Source organism: Kushneria pakistanensis (assembly GCF_014652795.1).
GTDB lineage: Bacteria > Pseudomonadota > Gammaproteobacteria > Pseudomonadales > Halomonadaceae > Kushneria > Kushneria pakistanensis.
In genome coordinates, this window is record NZ_BMZM01000001.1 from 806,959 (window position 1) to 833,049 (window position 26,091).

The window sequence follows — 26,091 nt, forward strand, 5'->3', positions numbered from 1 at the left end:
GCATTGACTGTATCCTCGCCTGCCACCATATCGGGTGCAGTACCACTTCCCTGAAAGGCAATGCCATGTCTGCACCCGAACACGCTTCAGTACGCGCCACCGCTGCCACGCAGGGTACCCACAACATGTTCATGGGGTATCTGCTGTGGCTTTTTGGTTTTACCGGCGCACACCGCTTCTACTACGGCAAACCCGTTACCGGCACGATCTGGTTTTTTACCTTTGGCCTTTTTTTAATCGGATGGATCGTCGATCTCTTTCTCATTCCGCTCATGGATCGTCAGGCGGATCTTCGTTTTAGGCGTGGCAGCAGAAGCTATACGATCACATGGATACTGCTGACCTTTCTGGGAGTGCTGGGTATCCATCGCATGTACATGGACAAATGGATTACGGGCGTGATCTATTTGCTGACCGGGGGGCTTTTTCTGCTGGGCATCCTCTATGATTTCTGGACACTCAACGATCAGCTGTCGATAAAACACGAGCGCGAGCGCTAGTGTTCGAAGCAGGAATCCTGTAATGGCCTCTGAATCAAAAGCCGTTATCTATGCAGCGATGGCTGGCAACCTGGCCGTTGCCGTGACCAAGTTCGTTGCTGCCGCGCTAACGGGCAGTTCGGCCATGCTGTCTGAAGGCATTCATTCGGTGGTCGATACCGGCAATCAGGTCCTGCTGCTGCTGGGCATGCATCGTGCCCAAAAGCCACCGGATCGGGATTTTCCGTTTGGCTATGGCAAGGAGGTCTACTTCTGGAGCTTCGTGGTCGCCATTTTGATTTTTGCGATCGGCGCAGGCGTCTCGTTTTACGAAGGGGTAATCCATGTTCAATCCCCCGAGCCCATGTCATCGCCCCTGATCAACTACATTGTGCTGGGCCTGGCGATTCTCTTTGAGGGGGCATCATGGCTATTTGCCCTGCACGGTTTTCGCAAGACCAAGGGCAAGTGGGGGTATGTTGAAGCCGTGCAGCGGGGCAAGGACCCTTCACTGTTCATGGTGCTTTTTGAGGATTCGGCGGCGATGCTGGGGCTTTTTGTTGCGCTGGCGGGTGTCTGGCTGAGTCAGGTTACCGGCAACCCGATATTCGATGGCATGGCCTCCATCGTGATCGGATTGATACTGGCAGGTACTGCCATATGGCTTGCCATCGAGACGAAGGGGCTTTTGATTGGAGAAAGTGCAAACCGCCGCGTGGTGGACGATATTCGCGATACGGTGGGGCGTCATGCTCAGGTCGAGGCCGTCAATGAAGTCCTGACCATGCATATGGGACCGGATTTTATCCTGGTCAATCTGAGCGTACGCTTTGATCGGAGCATGCCGGCTGAAAGGCTGGAACGGGTCATTGCAGAGCTTGATCAAGGCCTCAAGCAGCAGCACAGCGAGATCAAGCGGGTGTTTATCGAGGCCGAGTCAAGTCTTGAGGACAATGGATTATCACGTCGAACGGTAACCTGAAGCCGCTCGTTTCATGCACGCAGAATATTTGGATATTCATGGCGCAAACCCAAAAGCTTAGTGATCTGCTGACATCACTGGACGATGAGCACGAAGGCAGCGATGTCAGCATCAACGATATTCTGGAAACCTTTCACTCGCGCAGTTTCGGCCCGCTGCTGGTCATGCCACCACTGATTGCGCTGGTGCTGCCGGTGTTTGGGCTGCCATCGGTGTGCGGTGTCATCACGGCGCTGGTGGCCATTCAGCTGGTCATGGGGCGCAACAATCCATGGCTGCCCAAACGCATACGTCATCTCTCCATCGATGGTCAGCGCTATCATCGCGTGGTGGAAAAGGCACAACCCTGGGTAAAGCGTCTGGAACGACTCTTCAAGCCGCGGCTGTCCTTCATGAACAACGCCGCTGCCCATCGCATTACGGCTCTGCTGATCGTTTTGATCAGCCTTTGCATCCCCTTTGTCGAGCCACTGCCGCTGGCGCCAGCATTGCCCTGTTCCATGCTGCTATTGATTGCACTGGGCATGATGGCGCGTGATGGACTGGTCATGCTGATTGGCCTGACAGTGGCACTGGCGGGGATGATTTCGCTGTTTCTGATGCTATAAAAGCTGTTCTTTCATATAAAAAAGGGCCCTGCAACAGGGCCCTTTTATTGAATACAGCATTTCAGCGCTGCAGTGCGCCGCTATAGCGTGTCGTGCGTTCGTGCTCTGTCATCATGTGAACCCCCTCGGTGGAGCCTTTTGCCAGCCCTTCAAAAATGGCGCGATAGGTCAGCACTGCCTGAACGTATTCGCGCGTTTCACGAAAGGGAATCTCCTCGATAAAGAGATCAAAGGGTTCGTCACTCTGCGCCAGCCAGCGATCCACACGGCCGGGGCCTGCATTGTAGGCAGCGGATGCCGCAATGCGATTGCCGCTGTAGCGTGCTGCCATGTCCCGGATGTAGGCGCTGCCCAGCATGACGTTGGTCTCCGGATCCTCAAGACTGGAGACGCCCTGCCATGGCACGCCAAGCTGCTGGCTGACATGCTGCCCTGTGCCGGGCATCAGCTGCATCAAACCGCGTGCGCCGACCGGTGACTGTGCCTGCGGGTTAAAGGAGCTTTCACGCCGTGCCAGTGCCATGAGAAGCCACGGGTCAATATTGCGTGACCGGCCCCACTTCTGGAAAAGCTCGGCATAGCCCTGCGGGAATCGCCAGTTGAGCGCATTCCAGTGGTCGCCGCGAATGGCGGCATAAATGGTCAGGTCATACCACTGCTGGGTAAGAGCATATTGCGTCAGGGTCGGGCGTTGCGCGCTGGGTAAATGACGCATCAGATAGTACCACTCGGCGCGTGCCAGCCCCGGCTCGTTGATGCGATACAACGCAGCAATCCGACGCATCGAGGGCAGGGCAGCGGCGTCCTTCAGATCATGTTCAGCGATCGTGACCCTTTCATTTTCAAGTGCGTAGGGCTGATTAATACGATCGGCCGCGGCGAAACCGAAGAAGCTGCGTTGTCCGGCCGCGATCTGCCATGCCTGGCGGGCCTCTGCCTCGTTGCCCAGCTGCTGGCGGGCGCGGCCCAGCCAGTATTGCCAGTGGGCATCATGACGATCGTCTTCCTCCATGCGCTCGATCCAGGTCGCAACCTCGTTCCACTGGCGATGCTCAAGCGCCTTGCGCGTGCGCAGCTCCAGCAGGTCCTGATCGCCCAGCTCGGCGGCAGCAGCATCGGCCCACTGGGCGTTGGCACTGATATCACGCACCAGCGAATAGAACGCCAGGTCGTGTTCGATGTCGTGTTGCTGTTCATCGGTCAGCGGTGCACGAGATTTGATCTCGCGCCAGGCTATCAGTGCCTGAGCCGTGTTCTGTCGGGTGAGGCGTGCCATGGCGGTGCTGTAGAGTGAGGAGACGCCCTGGGCATTGTTGTTGACGAGTCCCGGCAGTTCAGTGATGCGTCCGGGATCCCCCTGCAGGCGTTCAAGTGCGGTGCGCTGGGGCTGCCAGTCAGTTGGCAGTTCGCCGGGCAGATAGCGCATCATGGCGTCGTCTCCTGCGCGCCAGGCGAGCATGGTTCGCGCCCAGACATCGGCGCCGGTAATGGCGCCATTGGCGCGCAGGCGCTCAAACAGCGGATCGCAGGCGGCAGGTTGTGAATGACCGACCAGCCATAGCTCGCGCCCGCCAATGGCGGCACGCTGTGGCGCCTGGTTCAAAAGGGCGCGATAGTACCAGCACTGGCGAGTGGTACCTTGCGGCACGCCATCGCTGATCGCCAGGAAATCGTCAAACTGCTGACGAGACCCCCAGGCATCCTGTGCCACACCCCGCATCCACTCGGAAAGTACCGAGTCCTGATGGCGCTTGAGGTAGTCATTGATGACCGACGGTGATACACCCGGCAGGCGCGACTTGAGTTCGTGATATTCGACATAGCCTTCCAGCACGTGGCCGCGAATACCGTCATGGTCGATTTGTTGCCACTGCTGGGCGCGAGCGGCCTCAAAGGACCGGTTAAAGCTTTCGTCACTGGCCAGCGCCGGCGCGGCAAGACCGGCTGCAAGGATGACGCCCAGCCAGCGTCTGGATAATGTCTGCGTGAACCCCACCCGCACAACTCCTGTCAGCCATCAATATGAACATGCCTTTGACAGGCATACTGCGTCTCTGGGGCCTAGACTAATCCAGGTGGCTGGATTTAACGATCCCGTCATGACGATCTTTGGTTCCTGCAGCGTTAAGCGGATATGGCTTCATGCAGTGAACGGTCTTTCCGACACCACATTTTTATCTGGAGCATCCATCCATGGCAAAAGGTCGACTCAACCCCATTGGTCTGATTCGCGGCCGTGGTCGCATCTACCTGCGCATATTCAAGGCGCTGCGCACGTTTTTTCCGATGATGAACGACTGGCGCAAGGGCCGTTATCGACCGCTGCCCAAAAAGGCAGTAGGACTGATGGCGCTGGCCGTCGTCTATGTGGCCAACCCGATTGATCTGATTCCGAACTTCATTCCCTTCTGGGGACTGCTGGATGATCTCATCATCGGTGGCTGGCTGCTGGCCAAGCTTGATGAGGAGCTTGACGACTATCGGCAATGGCGCGAGACCCAGGCTACCCCCACCACATGATGTCGGATCACATCCGAATACTCGCAGCGCGTTGATGGATGTCGAGCGGTTTCTCTTGAAAAACCGGTAACTTCCCCCATAACGGGTAACACACCGCACGGCGGGGCCTGCCCGGGTGGCAGGCTGCACCCTGTGTTTCACCCTGTTGGTTATTGTCAGAAGAGAAATGTTGCCATGACGAGTGCGCAAGAGCAGACGCTCGGTTTTCAGACCGAAGTCAAACAGCTTCTTCACCTGATGATTCATTCCCTGTACTCCAATCGGGAAATCTTTCTGCGTGAGCTGATCTCCAACAGTGCCGATGCCTGCGACAAGCTGCGCTACCGCGCACTGGAAAACGATGGCCTGTATGAAAATGATCCGGAACTGCGTGTCGAGATCGAATTTGATCACGATGGCAAAACGGTCACGATCCGGGACAACGGTATCGGCATGAATCGCGAGGATGTGATTGCCAATCTGGGCACCATCGCGCGCTCGGGCACGGCCGAGTTTCTCAAGCAGATGTCCGGCGAGCAGCAAAAGGACGCCCGCCTGATCGGTCAGTTCGGGGTCGGTTTCTATTCGGGCTTTATCGTGGCCGATGAAGTCGTGGTGCGCACGCGTCTGGCCGGCACGCCGCATGAGCAGGGCGTGGAATGGCGCTCGAAGGGCGAGGGTGAATTTACCATCGTCGATATCGAGCGCGAAAAGCACGGCACCGAAATCGTGCTGCATCTCAAGGAAGATGCGCTCGAGTTTGCCGACGAGCATCGCTTGAAGTCACTGGTGCGCAAGTACTCCGACCATATCGAAGTGCCGGTGCGCATGCCGACCGTTCAGGAAGGTGAGGGTGACGCCGAGGCGACCGTTACCTGGGAAACCGTCAACGAAGCGCAGGCACTGTGGGTTCGTCCCAAAAGCGACGTCAGCGACGACGAGTACAAGGCGTTTTACAAGCATGTGGCGCATGATTTCAGCGATCCGCTGACCTGGAGCCATAACCGGGTCGAAGGCAAGCTTGAGTACACCAGTCTTCTCTATGTGCCTGCACGTGCACCGTTTGATCTTTATCAGCGTGAGGGGGCTCGCGGCCTCAAGCTCTATGTACAGCGGGTATTCATCATTGATGATGCCGAGCAGTTCCTGCCGCTCTATCTGCGCTTTATCAAGGGCGTGGTCGACTCCAACGATCTGTCGCTGAACGTTTCGCGCGAAATCCTCCAGCAGGACCCGCAGGTCGAGAAGATGAAGGGAGCGCTGACCAAGCGCGCGCTCGATATGCTCAGCAAGCTGTCAAAGGACAGCGAGACCTATCAGAACTTCTGGAACCAGTTTGGCGGTGTGCTCAAGGAAGGCCCGGCGGAAGACCACAGCAACCGTGAAAAGATCGGTGGTCTGCTGCGCTTTGCCAGTACGCATACGGACAGCAGCGTGCAGGATCAGTCGCTGTCTGACTATATCGCCCGCATGAAGGACAATCAGAAGGCGATCTATTACATCATCGCCGACAGCTTCAATGCTGCGCGTCACAGCCCGCACCTCGAGATTTTCCGCAAAAAGGGCATCGAGGTACTGCTGCTGTCCGACCGCATTGATGAATGGCTGATGACCCATCTCACCGAGTTCGACGGCAAGTCAATGGTCGATATTACGCGCGGTGATCTGGATCTGGGCGAGATTGATAGCGAAGAAGAGAAGCAGGCGCAGCAGGAAAGTGCGAAGGCCAAGGAAGGACTGGCCGAGCGTTTCCGTGAGGCGCTGGGCGATCAGGTACAGGAAGTGCGGGTCACGCATCGTCTGACCGAGTCACCGGCCTGTGTCGTACTGCCGGAAAACGAAATGGGCTATCAGATGCGCCGTCTGATGGAGGCCGCCGGTCAGCCGGTGCCCGAGGTCAAGCCGATCCTTGAGTTCAACCCGGATCATGCACTGATCTCAAGGCTTGAAGGTAGTAACGGTGAAGCCTTTACGGATCTGGCGCATGTGCTCTTTGATCAGGCCGTGATCGCTGAAGGTGGTCAGCTCGATGATCCTGCCGCCTATGTGCGTCGTCTCAATGCCATGTTGACCCACTGACAGACATTGATAACAGCGATGGTGGCCTTTTGGCTGCCATCGCCTGTTAGCCTCAACTTTCCTGCAATTGCCCGGTAATACTCGTCTTTTAGATATTCGAGAATTTGCATGATTGTGCAAATTTACGGATTTTCGCCTCAGATTGTTGCTTATGGCGACGCAGCAGCCAAATTATGTTAGCCTGCAGTCTTGTCCTGATACCGAGCCCTGTCACATGACACGAACGCATCGCCCGTTAAAGACGTTGACGCTCGTGCTTGCACTCTCCGTTTTCAGCGTGTTCAACGTCTCTCACGCTGATGCCAGCAAGCCCAGTTTCCAGATGCCGGACCTGCGTGAACATCCCGCAGGCACCGACCGCAAGATCGCCTTTTTCAACCTCATGATCCCGCTCATCGAGAAAGCCAACGATGAGATTCAAAATGATCGTGAATGGCTATCGCACATGCGTGAGCAAAAACGCTGGACTGCCGATTCGCGAAAGCGCCTGACTGAAATCTGCAAGGATTATGGTCTGAGCTGTAAAAACGAAAAGGACGTCAACTGGTCCAGGTTGTTTGCCCGCGTTGATACTGTACCGATCCAGCTGGTTCTGATTCAGGCCGTGGAAGAGTCCGGCTGGGGAACCTCCCGCTTTGCCCGTGAAGGCAATAATCTCTTCGGCATGCGCTGCTTTGGCAGCAACTGCGGTCTTGAGCAGACCGGCACCGGCAGCGGTTATCAAAGCTTTGCCACCGTTTATGACGGGATCGAAGCCTACATGCGCAACCTCAATACCCATCGTGCCTATGGGCATCTGCGCGAGCGCCGCGCCGCGTTGCGTGACAAGGGTAAAAACGTCAATGCCCTGGCATTGATTCCCTCGCTGCAGAACTACTCCATCCGTGGCGATGCCTATCTGGCCGCGCTTCAGTCACTGTTAAATACCAATGCGCCGTTGATTGAAGAGATGCGCGTGCAGGACAGTGACGATCCCGCCTGATCGTATCTACCGCCCATGAAAAAGTCGCCTCACGGCGACTTTTTCATTTTCAGGGATGGTGCGTGTTCATTGCCAGAGGTCATGGCTCAGTGTGGCTGTAGCGGTGGCCAGGTCACGGTCACGATCAGCCCATGCGGCTCACGGTTATGGATAACGAGCGTGGCCTGTTGCCGCTGGGTCAGCTGTTTGACGATGGAAAGTCCAAGACCGCTGCCGGTCATGCGCTGATTGGCGCGATGAAAGCGCTCGGTGATCTTCTCGAGTGACTCAGCAGGAACGCCTGGGCCATCATCGATGACCTGAATCATCGGTTGGCCTTGTATCCTGTCCAGATGCAGCATGACCGTGCCGCCATCGGGGGTGTAGCGCAGAGCGTTATCCAGCAGATTGCGCAGCAGCACCCCCAGCTCTGTTGGGTCGGCACGCACTTCAAGAGCGGACAGTCCGCTCATCTCCAGCTGCTGCTGACGATGACTGGCCAGCGGCCACATCTCACCGGCCAGCTGCGACGCAATGGGATAGAGATCCACGACATCCTGCTGGCGCTGTGGTGATCGTTCCACGCGCGCCAGGGTCAGAAGCTGATCCACCACCCGCTGCAAACGCTCGATGCCCTGGCGTGCCTTGTCCAGTGAGCTCTGATAGTCCTGCTCGCTGGCGCGAGCGTTATCCAGATGAATCTTGAGACCCGCCAGTGGTGTGCGCAGCTCATGCGCGGCATCGGCCGTGAAGCGCCTTTCCCGGTCAAGCGCCATGCGAAGCCTTTCGATAAAGGCATTGAGGGAATCGCGAAGCCCCCACAGTTCCTGAGGCGGGGCCTGCTCGATGGGGGTAAGGTCCTGGTGATAACGCCGGGCGACTTCGGCAGACAGATTGTCGATGGGACGCAGGCCGCGACGAATGACCCACCAGAGCGCGAAGCCCAGAAGGGGCAGTATCAACAGGAAGGGAATGCTGTTGCCCAGCAGAATCTTGCTGACCAGTTCCTGCTGAAAATCCTCGCGCAGCCCCGTGGAAACCCAGACACCATGCTGCTCGTCGTAGATGCTGAACACGCGCCAGTTTTCACTGTCATAGGTGACCCAGCGATAGCCGGTCTCCTTGGGAGGCGGGAAGGGGCCGTTATCATTCCACTCGGCACTGAGCATGCGCGGCGAGCGGTCACTGTTCCAGAAACCCAGCGACAGGAGGCGTTCTTCCTCCCGAAATCGCTGTGGCGTGTTCACGGAGTGGGTATCCATGACGATACCCGAGGTGTCATCTTCTTCCATGCTATAAAAGCGCGCCGCATGGCCGGGCTGGGTCAGGCGATCCGCCAAGGCCTGGTAGTCCTGCGAATCCATGTTGATATCGATCATGCCGGTCACGATGCGCCCGAACTGGGAGAGCTGCGCGTCAAACATCTCTTCAAGCTCATGCCTGGTGATCAGCCACGCCGCCAGACCCGAGAGGATAGCGCCCAGCAGTACCAGTCCCATGACGGCCCGTGTCAGGTAGCGACGAATCGAGGTCATTCGATCTTGTCGTCCAGGCGGTAGCCGATCCCCCGCAGGGTCACGATCAGGTTGCTGTCCAGCTTCTTGCGCAGGTGGTGAATGTGCACCTCCAGCGCATTGGATTCGATCTCGTCACAGCAGCCGTACAGCAGCTTTTCCAGATGGGGGCGTGTGAACACCTGGCCGGGATGCTGGGCCAGCTCATGCAGGAGGGTATATTCACGCCGACTGAGCTTGACCAGTCGCTCCTTCCAGCTGACCTCGTGGCGGGCGTGATCGATATGCAGCGGACCGATCCTGATACTCTGCTGTGTGCGACCACCCTGACGGCGGCTGATGGCGCGCAGTCTGGCCTGCAGCTCATCCACATCAAAGGGCTTGAGGACGTAGTCGTCGGCGCCGGCATCAAGCCCCTGAATACGGTCTTCCAGACTGTCGCGAGCCGTCAGGATCAATACCGGAACATCGTGGGCAGCGCGAATCCGACGCAGCACTTCCATGCCATCAATGCCGGGAAGCCCCAGGTCAAGAATGACGGCATCGATCTGGCCGCGTTCAACATGCTCAAGCACACCTTCACCTTCGGTCAGCCATGTGACCTGATGACCCTCACGACGCAGCGCCGTCTCGATACCATCGCCCAGCAATACATCATCTTCGACAAATAATACCTGCATGTTGAGAGAGTCCTGATCAGAACGTTGCATGGCTGGCATAGCGCCACCCGGATGCAATGATGAATGATGGTGTAATGTTCTCATGATCCTTGTCCCTTGTGTTGATGCAAGCCATTGATTCTGCTTTCTGACCTCGAAAGCGGCCATTGGTGCCCGCAGGCGTTGTCGAACGGGCATGACGCTGCGTTACGTCTGTGGCCGGTCAGGGGTTACACTAAAGCCTGCCTATCGTCGATCAACAAGGATTATCCATGGCAGCCGAGCATCAGTCGCAGGCCAGTACAGATGATATTCGTGTGCCTCCGGTGGCCGTGCTGGGGGGCGGCAGTTTTGGCACCGCACTGGCCAGTATTGCCGCCACTGGTGGCGCCAGAGTACGCCAGTGGATGCGCGACGCAGATCTTGTCGAGCATGTGAATACCCATCATGTCAATCATCGCTATCTGCCTGACTTCAGCATTCATCCTGATGTTGTGGCTTCTACCGATCTCGCCTGGGTGCTTGAAGAGGCGCTGCTGGTGCTGGTGGCCATCCCTTCCGGCGGCTTTCGCCAGGTCGTGCGTCAGGCGTCGCCCTATCTGGCCCCTGATGCCATCGTGGTCAGTACCACCAAGGGCATCGAAACCGACAGCTTCCTCCTGATGAGTCAGATTCTGGAGCAGGAAACCCACAGTGCGCACATCGGCGTGCTTTCGGGGCCGAACCTGGCGGCTGAAATTGCGCAGGGACATCTGAGTGCCAGTGTCGTGGCCAGCAACGATGAGCAGACCCGTTCGCGGGTGCAGGCAGCGCTTTCGTGTGATCATTTTCGTGTCTATGCCAGCAATGACCGCTATGGTGTTGAAATGGGTGGTGCGCTCAAAAACATCTATGCCATTGCCGTGGGCATGGCGGCAGCGCTTGGCATGGGCGAAAACACCCGCAGCATGCTGATCACTCGGGCGCTGGCCGAGATGAGCCGCTTTGCGGTGGCGCAGGGCGCCAATCCGATGACCTTTCTGGGGCTGGCCGGGGTCGGCGATCTGATCGTGACCTGCTCCTCGAACCTGTCACGTAATTACCGGGTAGGTTATGCAATGGGCGAAGGGCGAACGCTGGATGAGGCCGTCGCGGCGCTGGGTCAGGTCGCCGAAGGCGTCAATACGGTATCGCTGATTGTCAGGCGGGCCAGCGAGGAGAATATCTACATGCCGCTGGCCACCGGGCTTTATCGGGTCATGTTTGAAGGCGTCGCACCGCGGGAAATGGCCACGGCGCTCATGCGCAGTGAACAGAGTAGTGACGTTGAATTTACGCTGCCGCGAGAGGATACGCGGCGTGCTCAGCAGCAAACTGCAGCCAGGGATATTTCATCATGAAGATCTATGTAATGCGCCATGGGGAAGCCGCTTCCGGAACGCCCGACGCGCACCGGCCATTGGACACTACCGGGCAGAAGGAAGTTGCCAGTATTGCTGACTGGTTTGTCTCGCAGCTGGGCGACAGGGGGCGTCAGCTCAGGATTGTGGCCAGTCCCTATGACCGTGCCCAGCAGAGTGCCAGCATTATCGCCCGGGCGCTGCAGGTGGATGACATCATGACGCTGCCCATCATGACACCGGATGTGCCGCCCCAGACGCTGATCGAGTGGCTGACACACAATGTCGATCCACAACATGATGATACGCCCTGGCTGTTTGTCAGCCACATGCCGCTGGTGGCAGAGCTGGTGGGCCAGCTGGTGGATGGTGGGCCCAACGCGCGCCTGCCCATGGGCACGGCGGATGTGATCGAGCTGGACGCGCAGGTATGGGCGGCCGGATGCGCGACGCTGGTACGCCATGTCACGCCGGCGACCGCCGCACTCGATAACGGCGCCTGAACCAGGATGATGGCGGGCGTGTCAGCCCGCCATACCACTGATCTGTAGAATAAAAATGCCCAGTGTGATGGTGACACTGCTGGCAAGTGTCGTAATGGCCACTGTGTTGGCGGCAAGCCTTGCATTGCCGCCCATGGCTCTGGCCATCACAAAGCTGGCGGCCGCTGAGGGGCTGCCCAGAAACAAAAAGAGCAGCACCAGTTCCCGCCCCTCAAACCCTGCCAGCCAGGCGATGAGTACCGTCGCTGTCGGCATCCATACCATCTTCATCAGACTGGCGCCAAGCGCTACGCCGCTGGCCTCGCGAATGGCCGTCATCGACATGGTACCGCCAATGCTGATCAGCGCCAGCGGCAACGTCATGTTGGCAAAGTACTCGCCCGAGGTGTGCAGCCAGCTCGGTAGGGCAAGGCCACTGGCCGCAAAGGAAAGCCCCGCCACCACGGAAAGGATCAGCGGATTTTTAAGGATCTTGAGTCCGATGCTGCGCCAGCTGGTCTTGGCCTGTGGCTGATACCAGGCCAGCACAATGACGGCCAGTACGTTATAGAGCGGGATGAGGGTGGCCACCAGCACGCTGCCGGCAGATAGACCAAACTGCCCATACATGCTGCCTGCCAGCGCCAGCCCTATGATGCCGCCATTGCCCCGAAAGGCCGCCTGTACATAGACACCGCGGTCTTCAGGAACGACGACTCGTCGGGTGGCCCACCACCAGATCAGCAGAAAACTTGCCACTGTTGCCAGTGCCAGATAGGCCATCAGGCTCGGTATCAGTGCCTGCGACATGTCGGCATCGATCAGGGATAAAAAGAGCAGGGTGGGCATGGCGCCACGGAAAACCAGCGCCGAACTGGTATTGATAAAGGCAGTGTCGATCCATTTGAGACGCTTGAGGGCCACGCCCAGAAGCACCATGGCAAAGACAGGAAACGTCACGTTCAGGGTTTCAGCAAAAATGGCTGACGGGTTCATGCAGACATACCATATGGCGACAGGGCGCCATGACATTGTGGCGCTTCCACGAATCCGGCCCGAGAGAGGCCGATCATGAAAAGGACCGGTGGGGAAGTCGTATCAAAAGCGCTAGAGCGTTAGAAAGCCCGTGATCAGGCCGGCCAGCACGACTGCAAAAAAGAGACGGTTGCGCAGACGGCGGGAGGCATCAGACATGCACGACTCCAAAGCAGATGAGCCAAAGGGAGCGCCATCATACGCGTCAGGGGTAGGTGGAGCGACCCGAAATTCCTGTGACACTCGGTCGCGATATGGCGTGTCCTTGTCGGATACGCCTTCGGGCACGTTGCTCGATTCGCCGGGCACGACACAAAAAGTGCATCGCATCCCTGGTCGTCGTATTGTTTCGGGTTTGATGACGATGGAGCGAGCAGGATGAGTGCAAGACCGCGAGAGTGCCGTTTGGCCGATAACCGCCTGGCCGGTCTGGTATGGGAGCGGGAAGGTCTGTCAGTGGAGGCACCGACCTGGGTGGCCCTGCATGGCTGGCTGGACAATGCCGCAAGCTTCACACGACTGGCACCACTGCTGGTGGAAAGACTCGATATTCGTATCGTCGCCATCGACTTTGCAGGTCACGGCAAGTCCCAATGGCTGGGCAAGGGGACCGATTACGCGCTGTGGGACTATATCCACGATGTGCTGGATACGCTCGATGATCTGGGGATCGAGCGGGCCACGCTGCTGGCCCATTCGCTGGGCGCCTGTGTGTCATGTCTGCTGGCTGCAGCGCTGCCCGAGCGCATTGAGCGTCTATGGCTGATTGATGGCATCGGCGCATTGACCACGCCGGTCGAGCAATCGACACGTCAGCTGCGCAACGGTGTGCTGGGCGTGCGTCGTCCACTCTCACCGCCGCCGTCCTACTCGAGTCTTGAAGCAGCGCTTGAGGCGCGCGTAGCCGGGGCCATCACGCCACTGGATCACGATACCGCCGAGCCCTTGATCGCCCGCAGTCTGGTGCAGGATGACACGCGAATGCGCTATCGCACCGATCCGCGGCTGCTGCGCCCCTCGCAGGTCAAGCTGACGCCCGAGCAGTCACGCGACATGCTGCTGGCCATCCAGGCGCCGGTTGATCTGATCGAGGCGGAAAACGGCATTATCGGCAATCATCTGGATCGTGAAGGGGTGCGTCACGAGATGGGCACCCTGACCACCCACCACGTGCCCGGCGGGCATCATCTTCATCTTGAGCCGCAAAGCGTGGTGGGGGTGGCTGACGTGATCCTCAGGGTCTACGGCGTGGCGTAATCCTCACGCGTGCGGCGCAGCAATACATAGACGGCACCGGTGCCGCCGTCCCGGTCCTGCGCCGAGCAGAAGGCCAGCACTTCGGGGAGTTCACGCAGCCAGGCATTGACGTGACTCTTGATAACAGGGTAGCGCGCCGCGCCTGACCATGCCTTGCCGTGCACGATCAGCACGCAGCGCGCCCGGTTGGCCCGCGATTCGTGCAGAAAGGCCTCAAGTTCAGTGCGAGCCTGCTCAAGGTCGTAACCATGAAGATCCAGGCCCGCCTGCCAGGCAATCGTCCCGCGTTTGAGCTGGGCAAGCGTTCGATGGGGCAGGTCGCTCAGGGCAAACATGAGCGCCTCCGAGGGACGGACCGGATCGACACGCCCGTCGGAGGTGCGAGAAGAGGTTGCCGTTACCGTATTACCGTTGCTGGCCGCTGCCTCGCGGCGATGGCGCAGCTCGCCGTGTCGTGGCGTGCGGCCGATATCGGCGCGATCGTGACGAACAGGGCGAATATCGCTGCCCTGCATGGCCTCGCGAAAGGCTGCCCGGTCGTCATCGTCAGGTTGGCGGTTACCGGCCATGCCTTCTCTCCGCTGGAAGTTTTTGTCCGTCATGTTGATCGGGGCGTCGACATCATGGATTCAGGTCGGTGAGTATAGGGAATCGGCTGCCAATGTGCAGGCATCCGGCGATGCGCCGATACGGGATAACGGGTACACTTTCGACCTTTGTCCCTTTCACTACCACTCGACAAGGCCGCCGCATTCATGAGCGACGTTTCTGCCCGCATGCCTGTACCCGCCGCCGCGCCACTCTCTCTGGATGATGACACCCTGATCGATGAGCTGGTCACCGTGCGTGATTATCTGCGTCTGGCGGTCAGTGTCTTCAACGCGCACGATCTGTATTACGGACATGGCACTGACAGCGCCTGGGATGAAGCCGTGGCGCTGGTGCTGGGCGCGCTGCGTCTGCCCCATGATGTTGACCCTGCCATTATCGATGCCCGCGTCCTTCGTATCGAGCGCGCCCGCATTATTACGCTGTTGCGTGCCCGTGCGCTGGAGCGTCGCCCGCTGCCGTATCTGCTGGGGGAGGCCTTCTATGCCGGTTTCCCCTTCAATGTCGATGAGCGCGTGCTGATCCCGCGCTCGCCGATCGCCGAGCTGATCGAGTCGGGCTTTGATCTGTGGTTTGAGACGCGCGATCCGGCGCATATGCTTGATCTTTGCACCGGTTCGGGCTGTATCGGCATTGCTGCAGCCCTGATGATGCCCACGACCCATGTCATGCTCGCCGACATCAGCGAAGACGCCATTGATGTGGCGCGGGCCAATATTACCCGCCACGACGTCGGTGCCCGCGTGAAGGCGGTGGCCGGTGATCTCTTTGCCCCGGTGGCCGGCCAGCGCTTTGATCTGATTGTCAGCAACCCGCCCTATGTGGACGCCGGGGATCTGGGCGGCATGCCGGCCGAGTTCGGTCATGAGCCGGCGCTGGCGCTGGGCGCCGGCGACGATGGGCTGGATATCGTTCGACGCATGCTGCGCGAGGCGCGCGATTACCTGACCGACGATGGCGTGCTGCTTGTCGAGGTCGGCAATTCCGAGCGCCACGTGATCGAGACCTGGCCCGAAGTGCCTTTCCTGTGGCTCGAATTCGCCCGTGGCGGGCACGGCGTATTTGCACTGACGGCCGCACAGCTGGATGAATGGGCGCCGACGCTGTCGCGCTGAACTGTCGGATGTGACAGGCCCCGGTTTGAATTTTGATCTGTCGTGCGGCCAGGTGATCGGCCCACACGACGCAATGTCAGGAATACAACATGTCCGGTAATACCTTCGGCAAACTCTTTACGCTGACCACTTTCGGGGAAAGCCATGGCCCGGCACTGGGCGCCATTGTCGATGGCTGCCCGCCGGGCCTGCCGCTTTGTGAGGCGGATCTGCAGGGTGATCTGGATCGTCGCCGTCCTGGCAGCTCCCGTCATACGACCCAGCGGCGCGAAGCCGATGAGGTGCGCATTCTTTCAGGGGTGTTCGAGGGGGTAACCACCGGTACACCGATCGGCCTCATGATCGAAAATACCGATCAGCGCTCGAAGGATTACTCGAAGATCAAGGATCAGTTCCGCCCGGCGCACGCCGACTATACCTATCACCACAAGTACGGCGTTCGCGACTATCGCGGCGGCGGACGCTCCAGCGCGCGCGAGACTGCCATGCGCGTGGCCGCGGGGGCGATTGCCAAGAAGTATCTGGCAGGGCGGGGCATCACTGTGCGCGGCTACATGAGCCAGCTCGGTCCGATCAGGATTGATTTCAAAGGCTGGGAAGGGGTCGATGACAATCCCTTTTTCTGTCCCGACCCTGAGCGCGTGCCGGAGCTTGAAGCCTACATGGATCAGCTCAGGCGTGACCAGGACAGCGTCGGCGCCCGCATTACCGTGGTTGCCGAAGGCGTGCCGGTCGGGCTGGGCGAGCCGGTGTTTGATCGCCTTGATGCCGAACTGGCGCACGGCCTGATGAGCATTAACGCGGTCAAGGGCGTTGAAATCGGCACAGGATTTGACAGCATTGCCCAGCGTGGCAGTGAGCACCGCGATGAGATGACGCCCGAGGGCTTTCTCTCCAACCACGCCGGCGGCGTGCTGGGCGGCATCTCCACCGGTCAGCCGATCGTGGCGCATCTGGCACTCAAGCCGACCTCCAGCATTACCACACCCGGTCGGTCGATCAACGTGCATGGCGAGCCGGTCGAGGTCATTACGAAGGGGCGTCATGACCCCTGTGTCGGTATTCGTGCCACGCCAATTGCCGAGGCCATGATGGCGCTGACGCTAATGGATCATCTACTGCGCCAGCGCGGGCAAAACGGTGAGGTCAGCGTCGAGACGCCTCGACTCACACAGCGCTAGCGCTGTGTGGCAGCTACTACTTCTCCTGTTGCTCCCTTGCCTTTTCGGCAAGCTCTCGGGCCCGCTTCTGGCGGGCCTTTTGCCGGTAGCCATAAGTGGCGCTGCGCACCGTCTCATCACTTTCAAGGCCGGCACCGAGTGCGCCGGCAACCGTGGCCACCGAGGTCGTAAGCCAGGCCAGTGACAGATAATCCATCAGACCGATGTCGTGCTCCAGGGTGGATGCCAGAAGGCTTGAGGGAACAAACAGAGCGACCGCGCCCAGAAACAGTACCAGCAACGAGACGTAATAAAACACTACGCCCATGCTCAGGGTAATCAGTGTCGTGAGGTTATAAAGGCGCGCCATGGGGAAGGCCTGCGGATGACGCTGTGGTTCCCAGAGGCCGTGATCAAGAATGATCCAGCCAACCATGGCGATCATGGCGGCCATCATAAGGGCGGCGAACCGCAGCGGTTCATAGGCATCGCTCAGCCGCCACAGGGTGGGGAAGATCAACCCGTAGGCACCAGTGGCAAAGGCCACGGCAATAATCTTTCGAAAGGTGGGAAAGATGGTCCATGGCCGATTGGCCCTGACCATGCCGCCCAGCAGCTTGCAGGCACCGGGCAGTCGTCTGGCGGATACGAACCGTACATCGATGTCCTGCTGGTCATCGTGGACGTTGACCCGTTTGATGGGTGCCACGCGTTCGGACAGGCGCAGCCTCATCAGGTCACGGGCATTGTGCCTGCGCCACCAGTTCAGGAGCCCGCGCCCTTTGTTGTCCTGGCGCTTTTGCTCCCGGTCGCGCGCGTCCTCGGAGCTGCCGTGATGGAGTTCACTGACCAGTTGCACAATGGACTCTGCCATCCGACGGCGCAGCGGCGAGGCGCCCAGTGCCGGCTGTGAAATGATGCCCATGCCGCGGGCTTCACAGACTTCCGCCACGACGATCTGGCGGTTGCGAAAAATGGGCAGGTCGGTAATGCAGATGATGTAGTCCCAGTGTCGCGACTCGCTGAGTTCGCGCGCCTTGGAAAGAATGTCACGGGTATTGTCTTCGGCACCGATCAGTGGATCGGTGACGCTGTCCAGCTGCCACTGGCAGGTATCGTCAACATCGTTTGAAAGCTGATCGCTCAGCTCTTCAATGATCAGCGATACCAGTAATTCGGGCAGTTCGGGCGCCGGTATCAGACCCACCGTCAGTGAGGAATCAGTGCGAGGGTCATGAGATTCTGATGAATCGCGCGAGTGCTGAGAAGCCTGGCGGTTATTGTCTGATGACATGTGTCGAGAATGTCCCGGAAAAAATTGAAGCCGTTGCGAAGGCAGGAGTCTGGCGCAAAAGAAGGCTTTCATCACAGAATTGTGTTGAAACGCGCGTCGCCATAAACGCTGCAAGCACAAAAAATTACGCTGCGTTACTCTGTGCGCCATCGACAGGGCCCAGAATGGGAGAGTGACGGTATGTCCTCGGTGGATACAATATCTTCGATGGGAAGCAATATGTTGCATGACATTGGCGCACGGTCTCGCGTGTTCGGTCTGTTGCATCAGGAAGCGCTTGTGGCCGCGCAGGCCGAGCCCCTGCTGGCGGATATGCTGAACACCTACGTGTTGTCGCAGCACCATCTTGAAGGATGTTTGACCACCGTCATGGCCTCAACACTGGCCAACAGGACGCTCTCGATCGAGGCGTTGACGCACTGTTTTCAGGGGCTTTATCAGGAAAATCCGGTGCTGGTGGATATCGCCGCACAGGATATGACTGCAGTGTTTGAGCGTGATGCGGCAAGCAGTGACTATCTGCCCATTTTACTGTATCTCAAGGGCTTTCAGGCGCTACAGGCGCATCGTCTTGCCCATGCCCTGTGGTGTGACGACCGGCGCATGCTGGCTCGCGCGTTGCATGATCGCACGACGCGCGTCTTTGGTATCGACATTCATCCGGCCTGTCGAGTAGGCCACGGTGTGATGCTTGATCATGGCACCGGGATTGTCATCGGCGAGACCGCCGAGATCGGCGATAACGTCTCCATCATGCAGGGTGTCACGCTTGGCGGTACCGGCAAGGAAAGTGGCGACCGGCATCCCAAGGTGCGCAGCGGCGTATTGATTGGTGCCGGGGCCACTGTACTGGGCAATATCGAAATTGGTTACGGCGCGCAGATCGGCGCCGGCAGCGTGGTGCTGGCAAGCGTTGCCGAGCACACGACGGCAGTGGGCATACCCGCGCGCCAGGTCGGCCGGCCACGCTGCCCGAGCCCGTCGGTGACCATGGAGCACGGCAGCTTTCAGCATGTCACAAGCCCCCAGTGGTACCAGCAGGGTCCCTGAGGCAGTAAACAGGCGGAAGCAGGATAGGCAAAAGGGCCGGTCACATGACCGGCCCTTTTTCATTATGATCGCCCGAAAAACTAGAACTGCCAGCCGACGCCCAGGTAGTACCCCCAGCCGGTACTGCGCACGCTGAAATCGCCATCGCCGAAATTCAGCTCACTGCCGTCATTCCACTGGCCGCCGTTATGGAAATAGCGGGCCACGGCCAGAAAGCGCAGATGGGTGAAGGAATAGACAAAGGCGTTGGTGGCCACGACCGATTCGTTGGTACGCGTTGTGTCACCGTCCCCCAGATCAGAGCCGAAATCGTAGTTGGTGAAACCGGCGTAAAACAGACTGGCGCCGTTATCAAAGCTTGCCAGCGGGTAGCTGTACTCGAGCTGCGCGCGGTAGCCATCCCAGCTGTTTTCATTGTCAGCGCCGTAATTCTCCCACTGGTATTTGCCATAAAAATTGAACGAGACATCCAGCGGTGTGCCGGTATCAATATCCGTGCCCAGGCCGGTATAGAGCGTGTTCTGGCGATTATCGCTGTTGCGCCCCCAGTCATAAATCCAGTTGGCCGCCAGATACCATTCGCTGATGGGCCCCAGGCGCAGATCACGACCGCTGAGTTCGTTGATTGATAGCCGTGGCTTGATCTCGGCAAAGATCGGCGAGCCGTTATCGAAAATGCCACTGTCGGCAGCGTTGCCGATGCCAAAGAATTTGGGCATGTCGATATAGCCGTAGAGATCCAGCGGCCCCTTGCGACCGAAGAACTCATACTCCAGGTAGATGTCATCGATCTGCTGCGGGCCGAAGCGGATGTTCTTGCTGCCGATGACGGTCACATTCTGGTTGTACCAGTCCGAGAGATAGGCACTGCGGGGGGCATCCTCGGTTGTTTCGTAGCTGGCGGTCTCACCCGAGGCGGCAGGGGTATCAAGGGGCTCCTGATCGGCGTGGGCCAACAGCGGCAGCAGCAGGGCGGTCGCCAACAGGGCATGAGGGACGCCGCGACAGGCGCACAGAGCCATTTGGCATGGTCGGGGCATGCACGAAGGGTTGAGCATGATCATTCCTTGCAGGACGTTATGTTGTTATTGGTCGGATTATCGTTGTGTTCGACAGGGTAATCTGCCGGCTGCGATGGCACCACGCCGGGCTTCATGATGCAACTTCCGTGTTGTTGCCGGATGCTTTTTCAGCCGTCCTTTTAGTCAGTCCGGGCCGGATAACGGGACGCTTCAAGCAGTTTGATCATGGCGCGCGCAGCATTGGAAAGCGTTCGATTCTCATGAAAGAGATAGCCCAGCGGGCGCTGGATCGGCGGATGGTCGACCTCAAGCCGATGCACGCTGCCATCCAGCAGGGTTTCGGGTAGAACGCTCCACCCAAGCCCGATACTGACCATCATCTTGAGCGTTTCCATATAGTTGGTGGACATGGATACGCTGACGTCGAGTCCTTTACGGGCAAAGGCGCTCATGACCATGGCACGGGTAAAGGTCTGCTCACCGGGCAATACGGCGTCCACATGGCTGAGCTCGGCCAGCGTCAGCGCGTGCTGGTGCGCCAGCGGATGGTCTGGAGCGCAGACAAAATGCAGCTGATCCATCCATAAGGGCGTGGCGATAATGGGCTTTGCCGTCTGCGGCGCAAGCGTTGCCAGTGCCAGCTCAAGCGAGCCATCCAGTACGCCCTGATAGGCTTGCTCGGAATCCAGAAATTGCATGTCCAGTCGTACGTCCGGCCAGCACCGGGTGTAATCCCGCAGCACCGGCGGCAGGCGGTGCAGGCCGATATGATGGCTGGTGGCCAGGCTCAGCCGACCGCGCACCGCGCCACTCAGATTGGTTAACGCCCGCTGGGTGTCCTCGAAAAGCCCCAGAATCTCCCGGGCGCGGGGCAGTAGCGTATGTCCGGCCTCGGTCAGGGCGATGCGGCGACCGATGCGATCAAAAAGGCGCGCATCAATCTGGGATTCCAGCGTAGCAATGCGCTTGCTGACAGCGGATTGCGTCAAGTGAATCTCGTCGGCGGCCAGTGAAAAGGAGCCACATTCGGCCACCGCCACAAAGGCACGCAGGCTTTCGGTTTCCATGGATTCCCCTGTGGAATGCATGTCATGAATAGGATGAATTGCTTTCATGGTATATCGCGGCGTAGTGTAGACGCCATACAGGTGCTGATGAGCCGTCATGACAATGGCCCACCACAAGAGCTCCAGAGCACCCTGGACCGTGAACGCGCCTCTGGCGCAAGGAGAGACGACATGGCAGGACAGACGCTTTATGACAAGCTCTGGGCATCGCATCTGGTGTCCAGTCGCGATGACGGTACCTCACTGATCTATATCGACCGTCATTTGCTGCATGAGGTGACTTCACCGCAGGCCTTTGAAGGACTGCGTCTGGCCGACCGTCGCCCCTGGCGCATCGATGCCAATATCGCCACGGCCGATCACAATGTGCCGACGTCGCTCAAGGAACGCAGTGCCGGGATTGCCGGAATTGAGGACAACGTCTCGCGCATTCAGGTGCAGACGCTGGATGACAACACCACCAGCTTTGGCATCGAGACCTTTGGCATCAACGACGTGCGCCAGGGCATCGTGCACATCATCGGCCCCGAGCAGGGCGCGACGCTGCCGGGCATGACCGTGGTCTGTGGCGACTCGCATACCGCCACCCATGGCGCCTTCGGCGCGCTGGCTCATGGTATCGGCACATCCGAAGTCGAGCATGTGCTGGCCACCCAGTGTCTGATTCAGCGCAAGATGAAGAACATGCAGGTACGTGTGGAAGGCCAGCTTGGCCCCCATGTCACCGCCAAGGACATCGTGCTGGCCATTATCGGCAGGATTGGTACAGCAGGCGGTACCGGCTATGCCATCGAATTTGCCGGCAGTGCCATTCGCGACCTGTCCATGGAAGGTCGCATGACGATCTGTAACATGGCGATCGAGGCGGGTGCTCGCGTGGGCCTGGTGGCGGTCGATCAGACCACCATCGATTACGTCAAGGGGCGTCCCTTTGCGCCGACGCCCGAACAGTGGGACGCCGCCGTGGAAAACTGGCGCTCGCTGGTGTCCGATGATGACGCTGTCTTTGACAAGGTCGTGACGCTGGACGCTGCGGCCATCGAGCCGCAGGTCAGCTGGGGCACCAGTCCCGAAATGGTCGTCGGTATTCATGACAGCGTGCCTGACCCGGCACAGGCCACCGATGACACCACGCGTCGCGGCATTACCCGGGCGCTGGAATACATGGGGCTGCACGCCGGGCAGAAGATGACCGACATTCAGCTGGATCGCGTGTTCATCGGCTCCTGCACCAATGCACGTATCGAGGATCTGCGGGCCGCAGCCGCCGTGGTGGAAGGCCGTCAGGTGGCCGGCAGCATCAAGCAGGCGATGGTGGTGCCGGGGTCGGGGCTGGTGAAGCGCCAGGCCGAGCAGGAAGGACTTGATCAGGTCTTTCGTGACGCCGGTTTTGAATGGCGCGAGGCGGGCTGTTCAATGTGTCTGGCCATGAACGCCGACAAGCTCGGCGCCGGCGAGCACTGCGCCTCGACCTCGAATCGTAACTTCGAGGGACGTCAGGGATATGGTGGGCGCACCCATCTGGTCAGCCCGGCCATGGCGGCGGCCGCGGCCATTGCCGGCCACTTTGTCGATGTCCGTGAGTTTGTGGGCACGCCGGCGCCGACCAGACGCGCTGTCGGTCTTTAAGCCTTCGCGCCATTTTCAGGGAGAACATCATGAAATCCTTTGTACGCCAGAAGGGTCTGGTCGCGCCGCTGGATCGCGCCAATGTCGACACTGACCTGATTATTCCAAAGCAGTTTCTCAAGTCGATCAAGCGCACCGGCTTTGGCCCCAATCTCTTTGATGAGCTGCGCTATCTGGATGAGGGGTATCCGGGACAGGATTGCGCAAACCGCCCGATCAATCCGGAGTTCGTGCTTAATCAGCCTCGTTACGAGGGTGCCAGCGTGCTGCTGGCCCGCAAGAACTTTGGCTGCGGCAGTTCGCGCGAGCACGCGCCCTGGGCGCTGGAAGACTTCGGCTTTCGCGTCATCATCGCGCCGAGCTTTGCCGATATCTTTTTCAACAACGCCTTCAAAAACGGACTTTTGTTGATCCAGCTTGATGAAGCCACGGTGGATCAACTCTTTGACGCCGTCGACAAAACGCCCGGTTATCGCCTGGATGTGGATCTGGTCAACCAGCAGATTCTTACGCCCGAAGGCGAGTCCATCGCTTTCGAGGTCGATGCGTTTCGCAAGTACTGTCTGGAAAACGGGCTGGATGATATCGGCCTGACCCTGACCGATAACAGCGAGGCCATTCGCGAGTTTGAGACGCGTCATCGCGCCGCGCAGCCGTGGCTTTTCCGTGATGGGGCGGTCCGACAGGCCTGAGGCCTTGCCCCTTGTCGTTTTTCGGGTGCTGCGGCGCTGACGCCCGTTATATCTTTCATGCAGGAAAACGCCATGCCCGGGCAGGGGTGGCGTCAATGGAATATGGGTCATGACACAACGCATTCTTGTACTGCCGGGCGATGGTATCGGGCCGGAAATTACCCGTCAGGCACGCCGTGTGCTCGAAGCCTGTCGCGAAGCAGGTCTTGATATCGAGATTGAAGAGGCGCCGGTCGGTGGTGCCGAGATCGACCGCTCGGGCGTGCCGCTGGCGCCGGAGACACTGGAGAAGGCAAGGGCTTCTGATGCCATTTTGCTGGGCGCCGTGGGCGGGCCGAAGTGGGACACCATGCCTGACATCGCCAATCGTCCGGAAAAAGGGCTGCTGGCATTGCGCAAGGAGCTCAATCTCTTTGGCAATTTGCGTCCGGCGCTCTTGTACCCGCAGCTGGTCGAAGCCTCGAGTCTCAAGCCGGAAGTGGTGTCGGGGCTCGATATCATGATCGTGCGTGAACTGACCGGCGGTATCTATTTCGGTCAGCCACGCGGGCGTGAGACCCGCGAAGACGGCACGCGCTACGGCTACAATACCTACATCTATGACGAGCACGAGATTCGCCGCATCGGGCGAGTCGCGTTCGAGATGGCGCAAAAGCGCAACAAGAAGCTGTGCAGCGTTGACAAGGCCAACGTACTGGAAGTCACCATCCTGTGGCGCGACATCATGAACGAGCTGGCGCCGGAATACCCGGATGTCGAGCTTTCCCACATGTACGTGGATAACGCTGCCATGCAGCTGGTGCGCGCGCCGAAGCAGTTTGATGTGATCGTCACCGGCAACATGTTCGGTGACATTCTCTCCGATGCTGCCGCCATGCTGACCGGCTCGATCGGCATGCTGCCGTCGGCCTCACTCAATGAGAGTGGTCAGGGCATGTTCGAACCCTGTCATGGCAGCGCGCCGGACATCGCCGGTCAGGGGCTGGCCAACCCGCTGGCGACCATCCTGTCGGTAGCGATGATGCTGCGTTATTCCCTGGATGCGCCCGCACTGGCTGATCGCATCGAGCGTGCCGTGGGGTCAGTGCTGGATCAGAACCTGCGCACGGCGGATATTGCCTATGAAGGGACGCGCCAGGTCACGACCGAGGAAATGGGCGACGCCGTCGTATCCGCGTTTCTGCAGCAGTAGGCCATTGTCAGTCACAAGAGAAGACAGCGCCCACTGCGGCGCTGTCTTTCTTATGACGGATCAATTTCTCGGTATGTCCCCTCTGACATCTCCTGATAGCGCACTAGATTGAAGGTACTGCCTCCAGGGCATGCCTTTTCCTATCATTGTCAGGGTCATGGATTATGAGAGTTTCACTGAAGCCGCTTGATCGGCAGGTCATGGTCATTACCGGTGCTTCCAGCGGCATCGGCCTGGTCACGGCCAGGATGGCTGCAAAAAAGGGAGCCAGACTGGTACTCGCGGCACGCAATGAAGAAGCACTTCAAAAGCTCTGCGAAGAGATCCAGGGGCAGGGTGGCAAGGCCATCTACGTGGTGGCCGATGTCGGCAGCGAAAGCGATGTGGCCCGCATCGGCGAGTCGGCCATCGAGGCCTTCGGACGTTTTGATACCTGGGTCAATGTGGCCGGCGTCTCGATTTTCGGACGCTGCATGGAGGTGTCCATTGAGGACATGCAGCGCATGTTCGATACCAACTTCTGGGGCGTGGTGTACGGCTCACGTGCGGCCGTAGCGCACTTTCAGGAGCGAAACGTGGGCGCGGCACTGATCAATGTAGGCAGTTTCTTTGGCAATCGTGCCACGCCCCTGCAATCGACCTATGCCGCGTCAAAGCACGCCGTGCATGGCTGGACTGATGCACTGCGCATGGAACTTGAGCATGACCATGTGCCCGTCTCGGTGACGCTGATTCATCCGGGGCGTATCGATACGCCCTACAACGACCATGCGCAGAACTACGAGCAGTATCAGCCGGCCCATCACGACATGATCTACGCACCCGAAACGGTAGCCGAGGCCATTGTGCATGCTGCCCAGCACCCCAGGCGCGACATGTTCGTGGGGTTTCAGTCCAAACTCCTTACCGTGCTGGGCGGGCTGTCACCAAGGCTGGCGGACAGGTTCATGGAAGGCTACATGTTCCGCTCGCAGCTGTCGCATCGACCGGCCCGCGCCAACAAGGGACTTCATGAGCACGGCTATGGTTTGCATGAGCGCGGAACCCATGAAGGGCGCTGGTATCGGGATACCAGCCTTTATGTCAAGGCGTCCAAACATCCGGCACTGGCAGCAGCGACAGTGGCAACCCTCGGAATCGGGGCCATCAGGCTGCTGTCCAAAAGACGCTAGGCGGGCCGGATACCCATTGCTGCAGTAACGATCCTGTTGAAAGATCGTTATATGTGTGGTGATGAAGCTTTCGCGGTAACGGATGTGCTGCCCGTTACCGCTTTTTCATGTCTGATGGCCGGATATGGGAGGCTGGCGGGGCATCCCCGTAGCTG

24 protein-coding genes are annotated in these 26,091 nt (G+C 59.1%); 16 read left to right on the forward strand and 8 right to left on the reverse strand.

Annotated features, from left to right (window positions below; all coding sequences use genetic code 11):
- Positions 1–65: 65 nt before the first annotated feature.
- Genes IE123_RS03610 through IE123_RS03620 form a run of 3 tightly spaced genes read left to right on the forward strand, consistent with a single transcriptional unit; the run spans position 66 to position 2,069 of the window.
- Positions 66–500, forward strand: coding sequence for an NINE protein (locus IE123_RS03610; protein ID WP_189515161.1), 435 nt, complete (start codon positions 66–68; stop codon positions 498–500).
- 22 nt (positions 501–522) lie between these two features.
- Entirely contained in the window at positions 523–1,461 is a 939-nt protein-coding gene (locus IE123_RS03615) for a cation diffusion facilitator family transporter (RefSeq protein ID WP_189515163.1), read from the forward strand.
- Between the two features lie 38 nt (positions 1,462–1,499).
- Positions 1,500–2,069, forward strand: a complete 570-nt coding sequence (locus tag IE123_RS03620; protein ID WP_189515165.1) for an exopolysaccharide biosynthesis protein — start codon at positions 1,500–1,502, stop codon at positions 2,067–2,069.
- Between the two features lie 61 nt (positions 2,070–2,130).
- Here IE123_RS03620 and IE123_RS03625 read toward each other — a convergent pair whose 3' ends face one another.
- The gene (locus IE123_RS03625) at positions 2,131–4,065 is read right to left on the reverse strand and encodes a transglycosylase SLT domain-containing protein (RefSeq protein ID WP_229819568.1); all 1,935 of its coding nucleotides are present in this window, start codon (positions 4,063–4,065) and stop codon (positions 2,131–2,133) included.
- 197 nt (positions 4,066–4,262) lie between these two features.
- Here IE123_RS03625 and IE123_RS03630 point away from each other — a divergent pair, with 197 nt between their 5' ends.
- From IE123_RS03630 to IE123_RS03640, 3 genes are all read left to right on the forward strand, one after another.
- Entirely contained in the window at positions 4,263–4,589 is a 327-nt protein-coding gene (locus IE123_RS03630; protein WP_229819569.1) for a YkvA family protein, read from the forward strand.
- 174 nt (positions 4,590–4,763) lie between these two features.
- Positions 4,764–6,647, forward strand: coding sequence for a molecular chaperone HtpG (htpG, locus tag IE123_RS03635; RefSeq protein WP_189515167.1), 1,884 nt, complete (start codon positions 4,764–4,766; stop codon positions 6,645–6,647).
- A 214-nt stretch (positions 6,648–6,861) separates the two neighbouring features.
- Positions 6,862–7,629: a protein bax gene (locus tag IE123_RS03640; RefSeq protein ID WP_189515169.1), complete on the forward strand. Its 768-nt coding sequence runs from the start codon at positions 6,862–6,864 to the stop codon at positions 7,627–7,629.
- Positions 7,630–7,715: 86 nt separating this feature from the next.
- Here IE123_RS03640 and IE123_RS03645 read toward each other — a convergent pair whose 3' ends face one another.
- Positions 7,716–9,143, reverse strand: a complete 1,428-nt coding sequence (locus IE123_RS03645; protein ID WP_189515172.1) for an ATP-binding protein — start codon at positions 9,141–9,143, stop codon at positions 7,716–7,718.
- Positions 9,140–9,802, reverse strand: coding sequence for a response regulator transcription factor (locus tag IE123_RS03650; RefSeq protein ID WP_189515174.1), 663 nt, complete (start codon positions 9,800–9,802; stop codon positions 9,140–9,142). The genes IE123_RS03645 and IE123_RS03650 overlap by 4 nt, the downstream gene beginning before the upstream one ends.
- A gap of 251 nt (positions 9,803–10,053) precedes the next feature.
- Here IE123_RS03650 and IE123_RS03655 point away from each other — a divergent pair, with 251 nt between their 5' ends.
- Entirely contained in the window at positions 10,054–11,160 is a 1,107-nt protein-coding gene (locus tag IE123_RS03655) for an NAD(P)H-dependent glycerol-3-phosphate dehydrogenase (protein ID WP_189515176.1), read from the forward strand.
- The gene (gene sixA, locus IE123_RS03660; protein ID WP_229819570.1) at positions 11,157–11,663 is read left to right on the forward strand and encodes a phosphohistidine phosphatase SixA; all 507 of its coding nucleotides are present in this window, start codon (positions 11,157–11,159) and stop codon (positions 11,661–11,663) included. Before IE123_RS03655 ends, sixA begins: the two co-directional genes overlap by 4 nt.
- Positions 11,664–11,684: 21 nt before the next feature.
- Here sixA and IE123_RS03665 read toward each other — a convergent pair whose 3' ends face one another.
- Entirely contained in the window at positions 11,685–12,638 is a 954-nt protein-coding gene (locus IE123_RS03665; protein WP_189515178.1) for an AEC family transporter, read from the reverse strand.
- Positions 12,639–13,055: 417 nt separating this feature from the next.
- Here IE123_RS03665 and IE123_RS03670 point away from each other — a divergent pair, with 417 nt between their 5' ends.
- Positions 13,056–13,934 (forward strand): alpha/beta hydrolase, encoded by an 879-nt coding sequence (locus IE123_RS03670; protein WP_189515180.1) that lies wholly within the window; start codon positions 13,056–13,058, stop codon positions 13,932–13,934.
- Here the strand turns inward: IE123_RS03670 and IE123_RS03675 are convergent.
- Positions 13,919–14,503, reverse strand: coding sequence for a Smr/MutS family protein (locus IE123_RS03675; protein WP_189515182.1), 585 nt, complete (start codon positions 14,501–14,503; stop codon positions 13,919–13,921). The genes IE123_RS03670 and IE123_RS03675 overlap by 16 nt on opposite strands.
- 186 nt (positions 14,504–14,689) lie before the next feature.
- Here IE123_RS03675 and prmB point away from each other — a divergent pair, with 186 nt between their 5' ends.
- Positions 14,690–15,658, forward strand: coding sequence for a 50S ribosomal protein L3 N(5)-glutamine methyltransferase (prmB, locus tag IE123_RS03680; protein ID WP_189515184.1), 969 nt, complete (start codon positions 14,690–14,692; stop codon positions 15,656–15,658).
- 89 nt (positions 15,659–15,747) lie between these two features.
- A complete protein-coding gene (gene aroC, locus IE123_RS03685) occupies positions 15,748–16,839 on the forward strand; it encodes a chorismate synthase (RefSeq protein WP_189515186.1) in 1,092 nt (363 codons plus the stop codon).
- 16 nt (positions 16,840–16,855) lie between these two features.
- Here the strand turns inward: aroC and IE123_RS03690 are convergent, their stop codons facing one another.
- The gene (locus IE123_RS03690) at positions 16,856–18,112 is read right to left on the reverse strand and encodes a hypothetical protein (protein WP_189515188.1); all 1,257 of its coding nucleotides are present in this window, start codon (positions 18,110–18,112) and stop codon (positions 16,856–16,858) included.
- 219 nt (positions 18,113–18,331) lie between these two features.
- Here IE123_RS03690 and cysE point away from each other — a divergent pair, with 219 nt between their 5' ends.
- Positions 18,332–19,162: a serine O-acetyltransferase gene (gene cysE / locus IE123_RS03695; RefSeq protein WP_189515190.1), complete on the forward strand. Its 831-nt coding sequence runs from the start codon at positions 18,332–18,334 to the stop codon at positions 19,160–19,162.
- 80 nt (positions 19,163–19,242) lie between these two features.
- On the opposite strand, the gene IE123_RS03700 is transcribed toward cysE, so the two are convergent.
- Positions 19,243–20,184, reverse strand: coding sequence for a nucleoside-specific channel-forming protein Tsx (locus IE123_RS03700; RefSeq protein WP_229819571.1), 942 nt, complete (start codon positions 20,182–20,184; stop codon positions 19,243–19,245).
- A gap of 179 nt (positions 20,185–20,363) precedes the next feature.
- Complete coding sequence (locus IE123_RS03705) at positions 20,364–21,251, reverse strand: LysR family transcriptional regulator (RefSeq protein WP_189515192.1); 888 nt, start codon at positions 21,249–21,251, stop codon at positions 20,364–20,366.
- A gap of 171 nt (positions 21,252–21,422) precedes the next feature.
- Here IE123_RS03705 and leuC point away from each other — a divergent pair, with 171 nt between their 5' ends.
- The 4 genes from leuC to IE123_RS03725 all read left to right on the forward strand — a co-directional run bounded on the left by leuC (position 21,423) and on the right by IE123_RS03725 (position 25,936).
- Positions 21,423–22,880 (forward strand): 3-isopropylmalate dehydratase large subunit, encoded by a 1,458-nt coding sequence (gene leuC, locus IE123_RS03710; protein WP_189515890.1) that lies wholly within the window; start codon positions 21,423–21,425, stop codon positions 22,878–22,880.
- A 29-nt stretch (positions 22,881–22,909) separates the two neighbouring features.
- Positions 22,910–23,572, forward strand: coding sequence for a 3-isopropylmalate dehydratase small subunit (leuD, locus tag IE123_RS03715; RefSeq protein ID WP_189515194.1), 663 nt, complete (start codon positions 22,910–22,912; stop codon positions 23,570–23,572).
- A 109-nt stretch (positions 23,573–23,681) separates the two neighbouring features.
- The gene (gene leuB / locus IE123_RS03720; RefSeq protein ID WP_189515196.1) at positions 23,682–24,764 is read left to right on the forward strand and encodes a 3-isopropylmalate dehydrogenase; all 1,083 of its coding nucleotides are present in this window, start codon (positions 23,682–23,684) and stop codon (positions 24,762–24,764) included.
- A gap of 164 nt (positions 24,765–24,928) precedes the next feature.
- Entirely contained in the window at positions 24,929–25,936 is a 1,008-nt protein-coding gene (locus tag IE123_RS03725) for an SDR family oxidoreductase (RefSeq protein WP_189515198.1), read from the forward strand.
- The last annotated feature ends 155 nt before the right edge of the window (positions 25,937–26,091 follow it).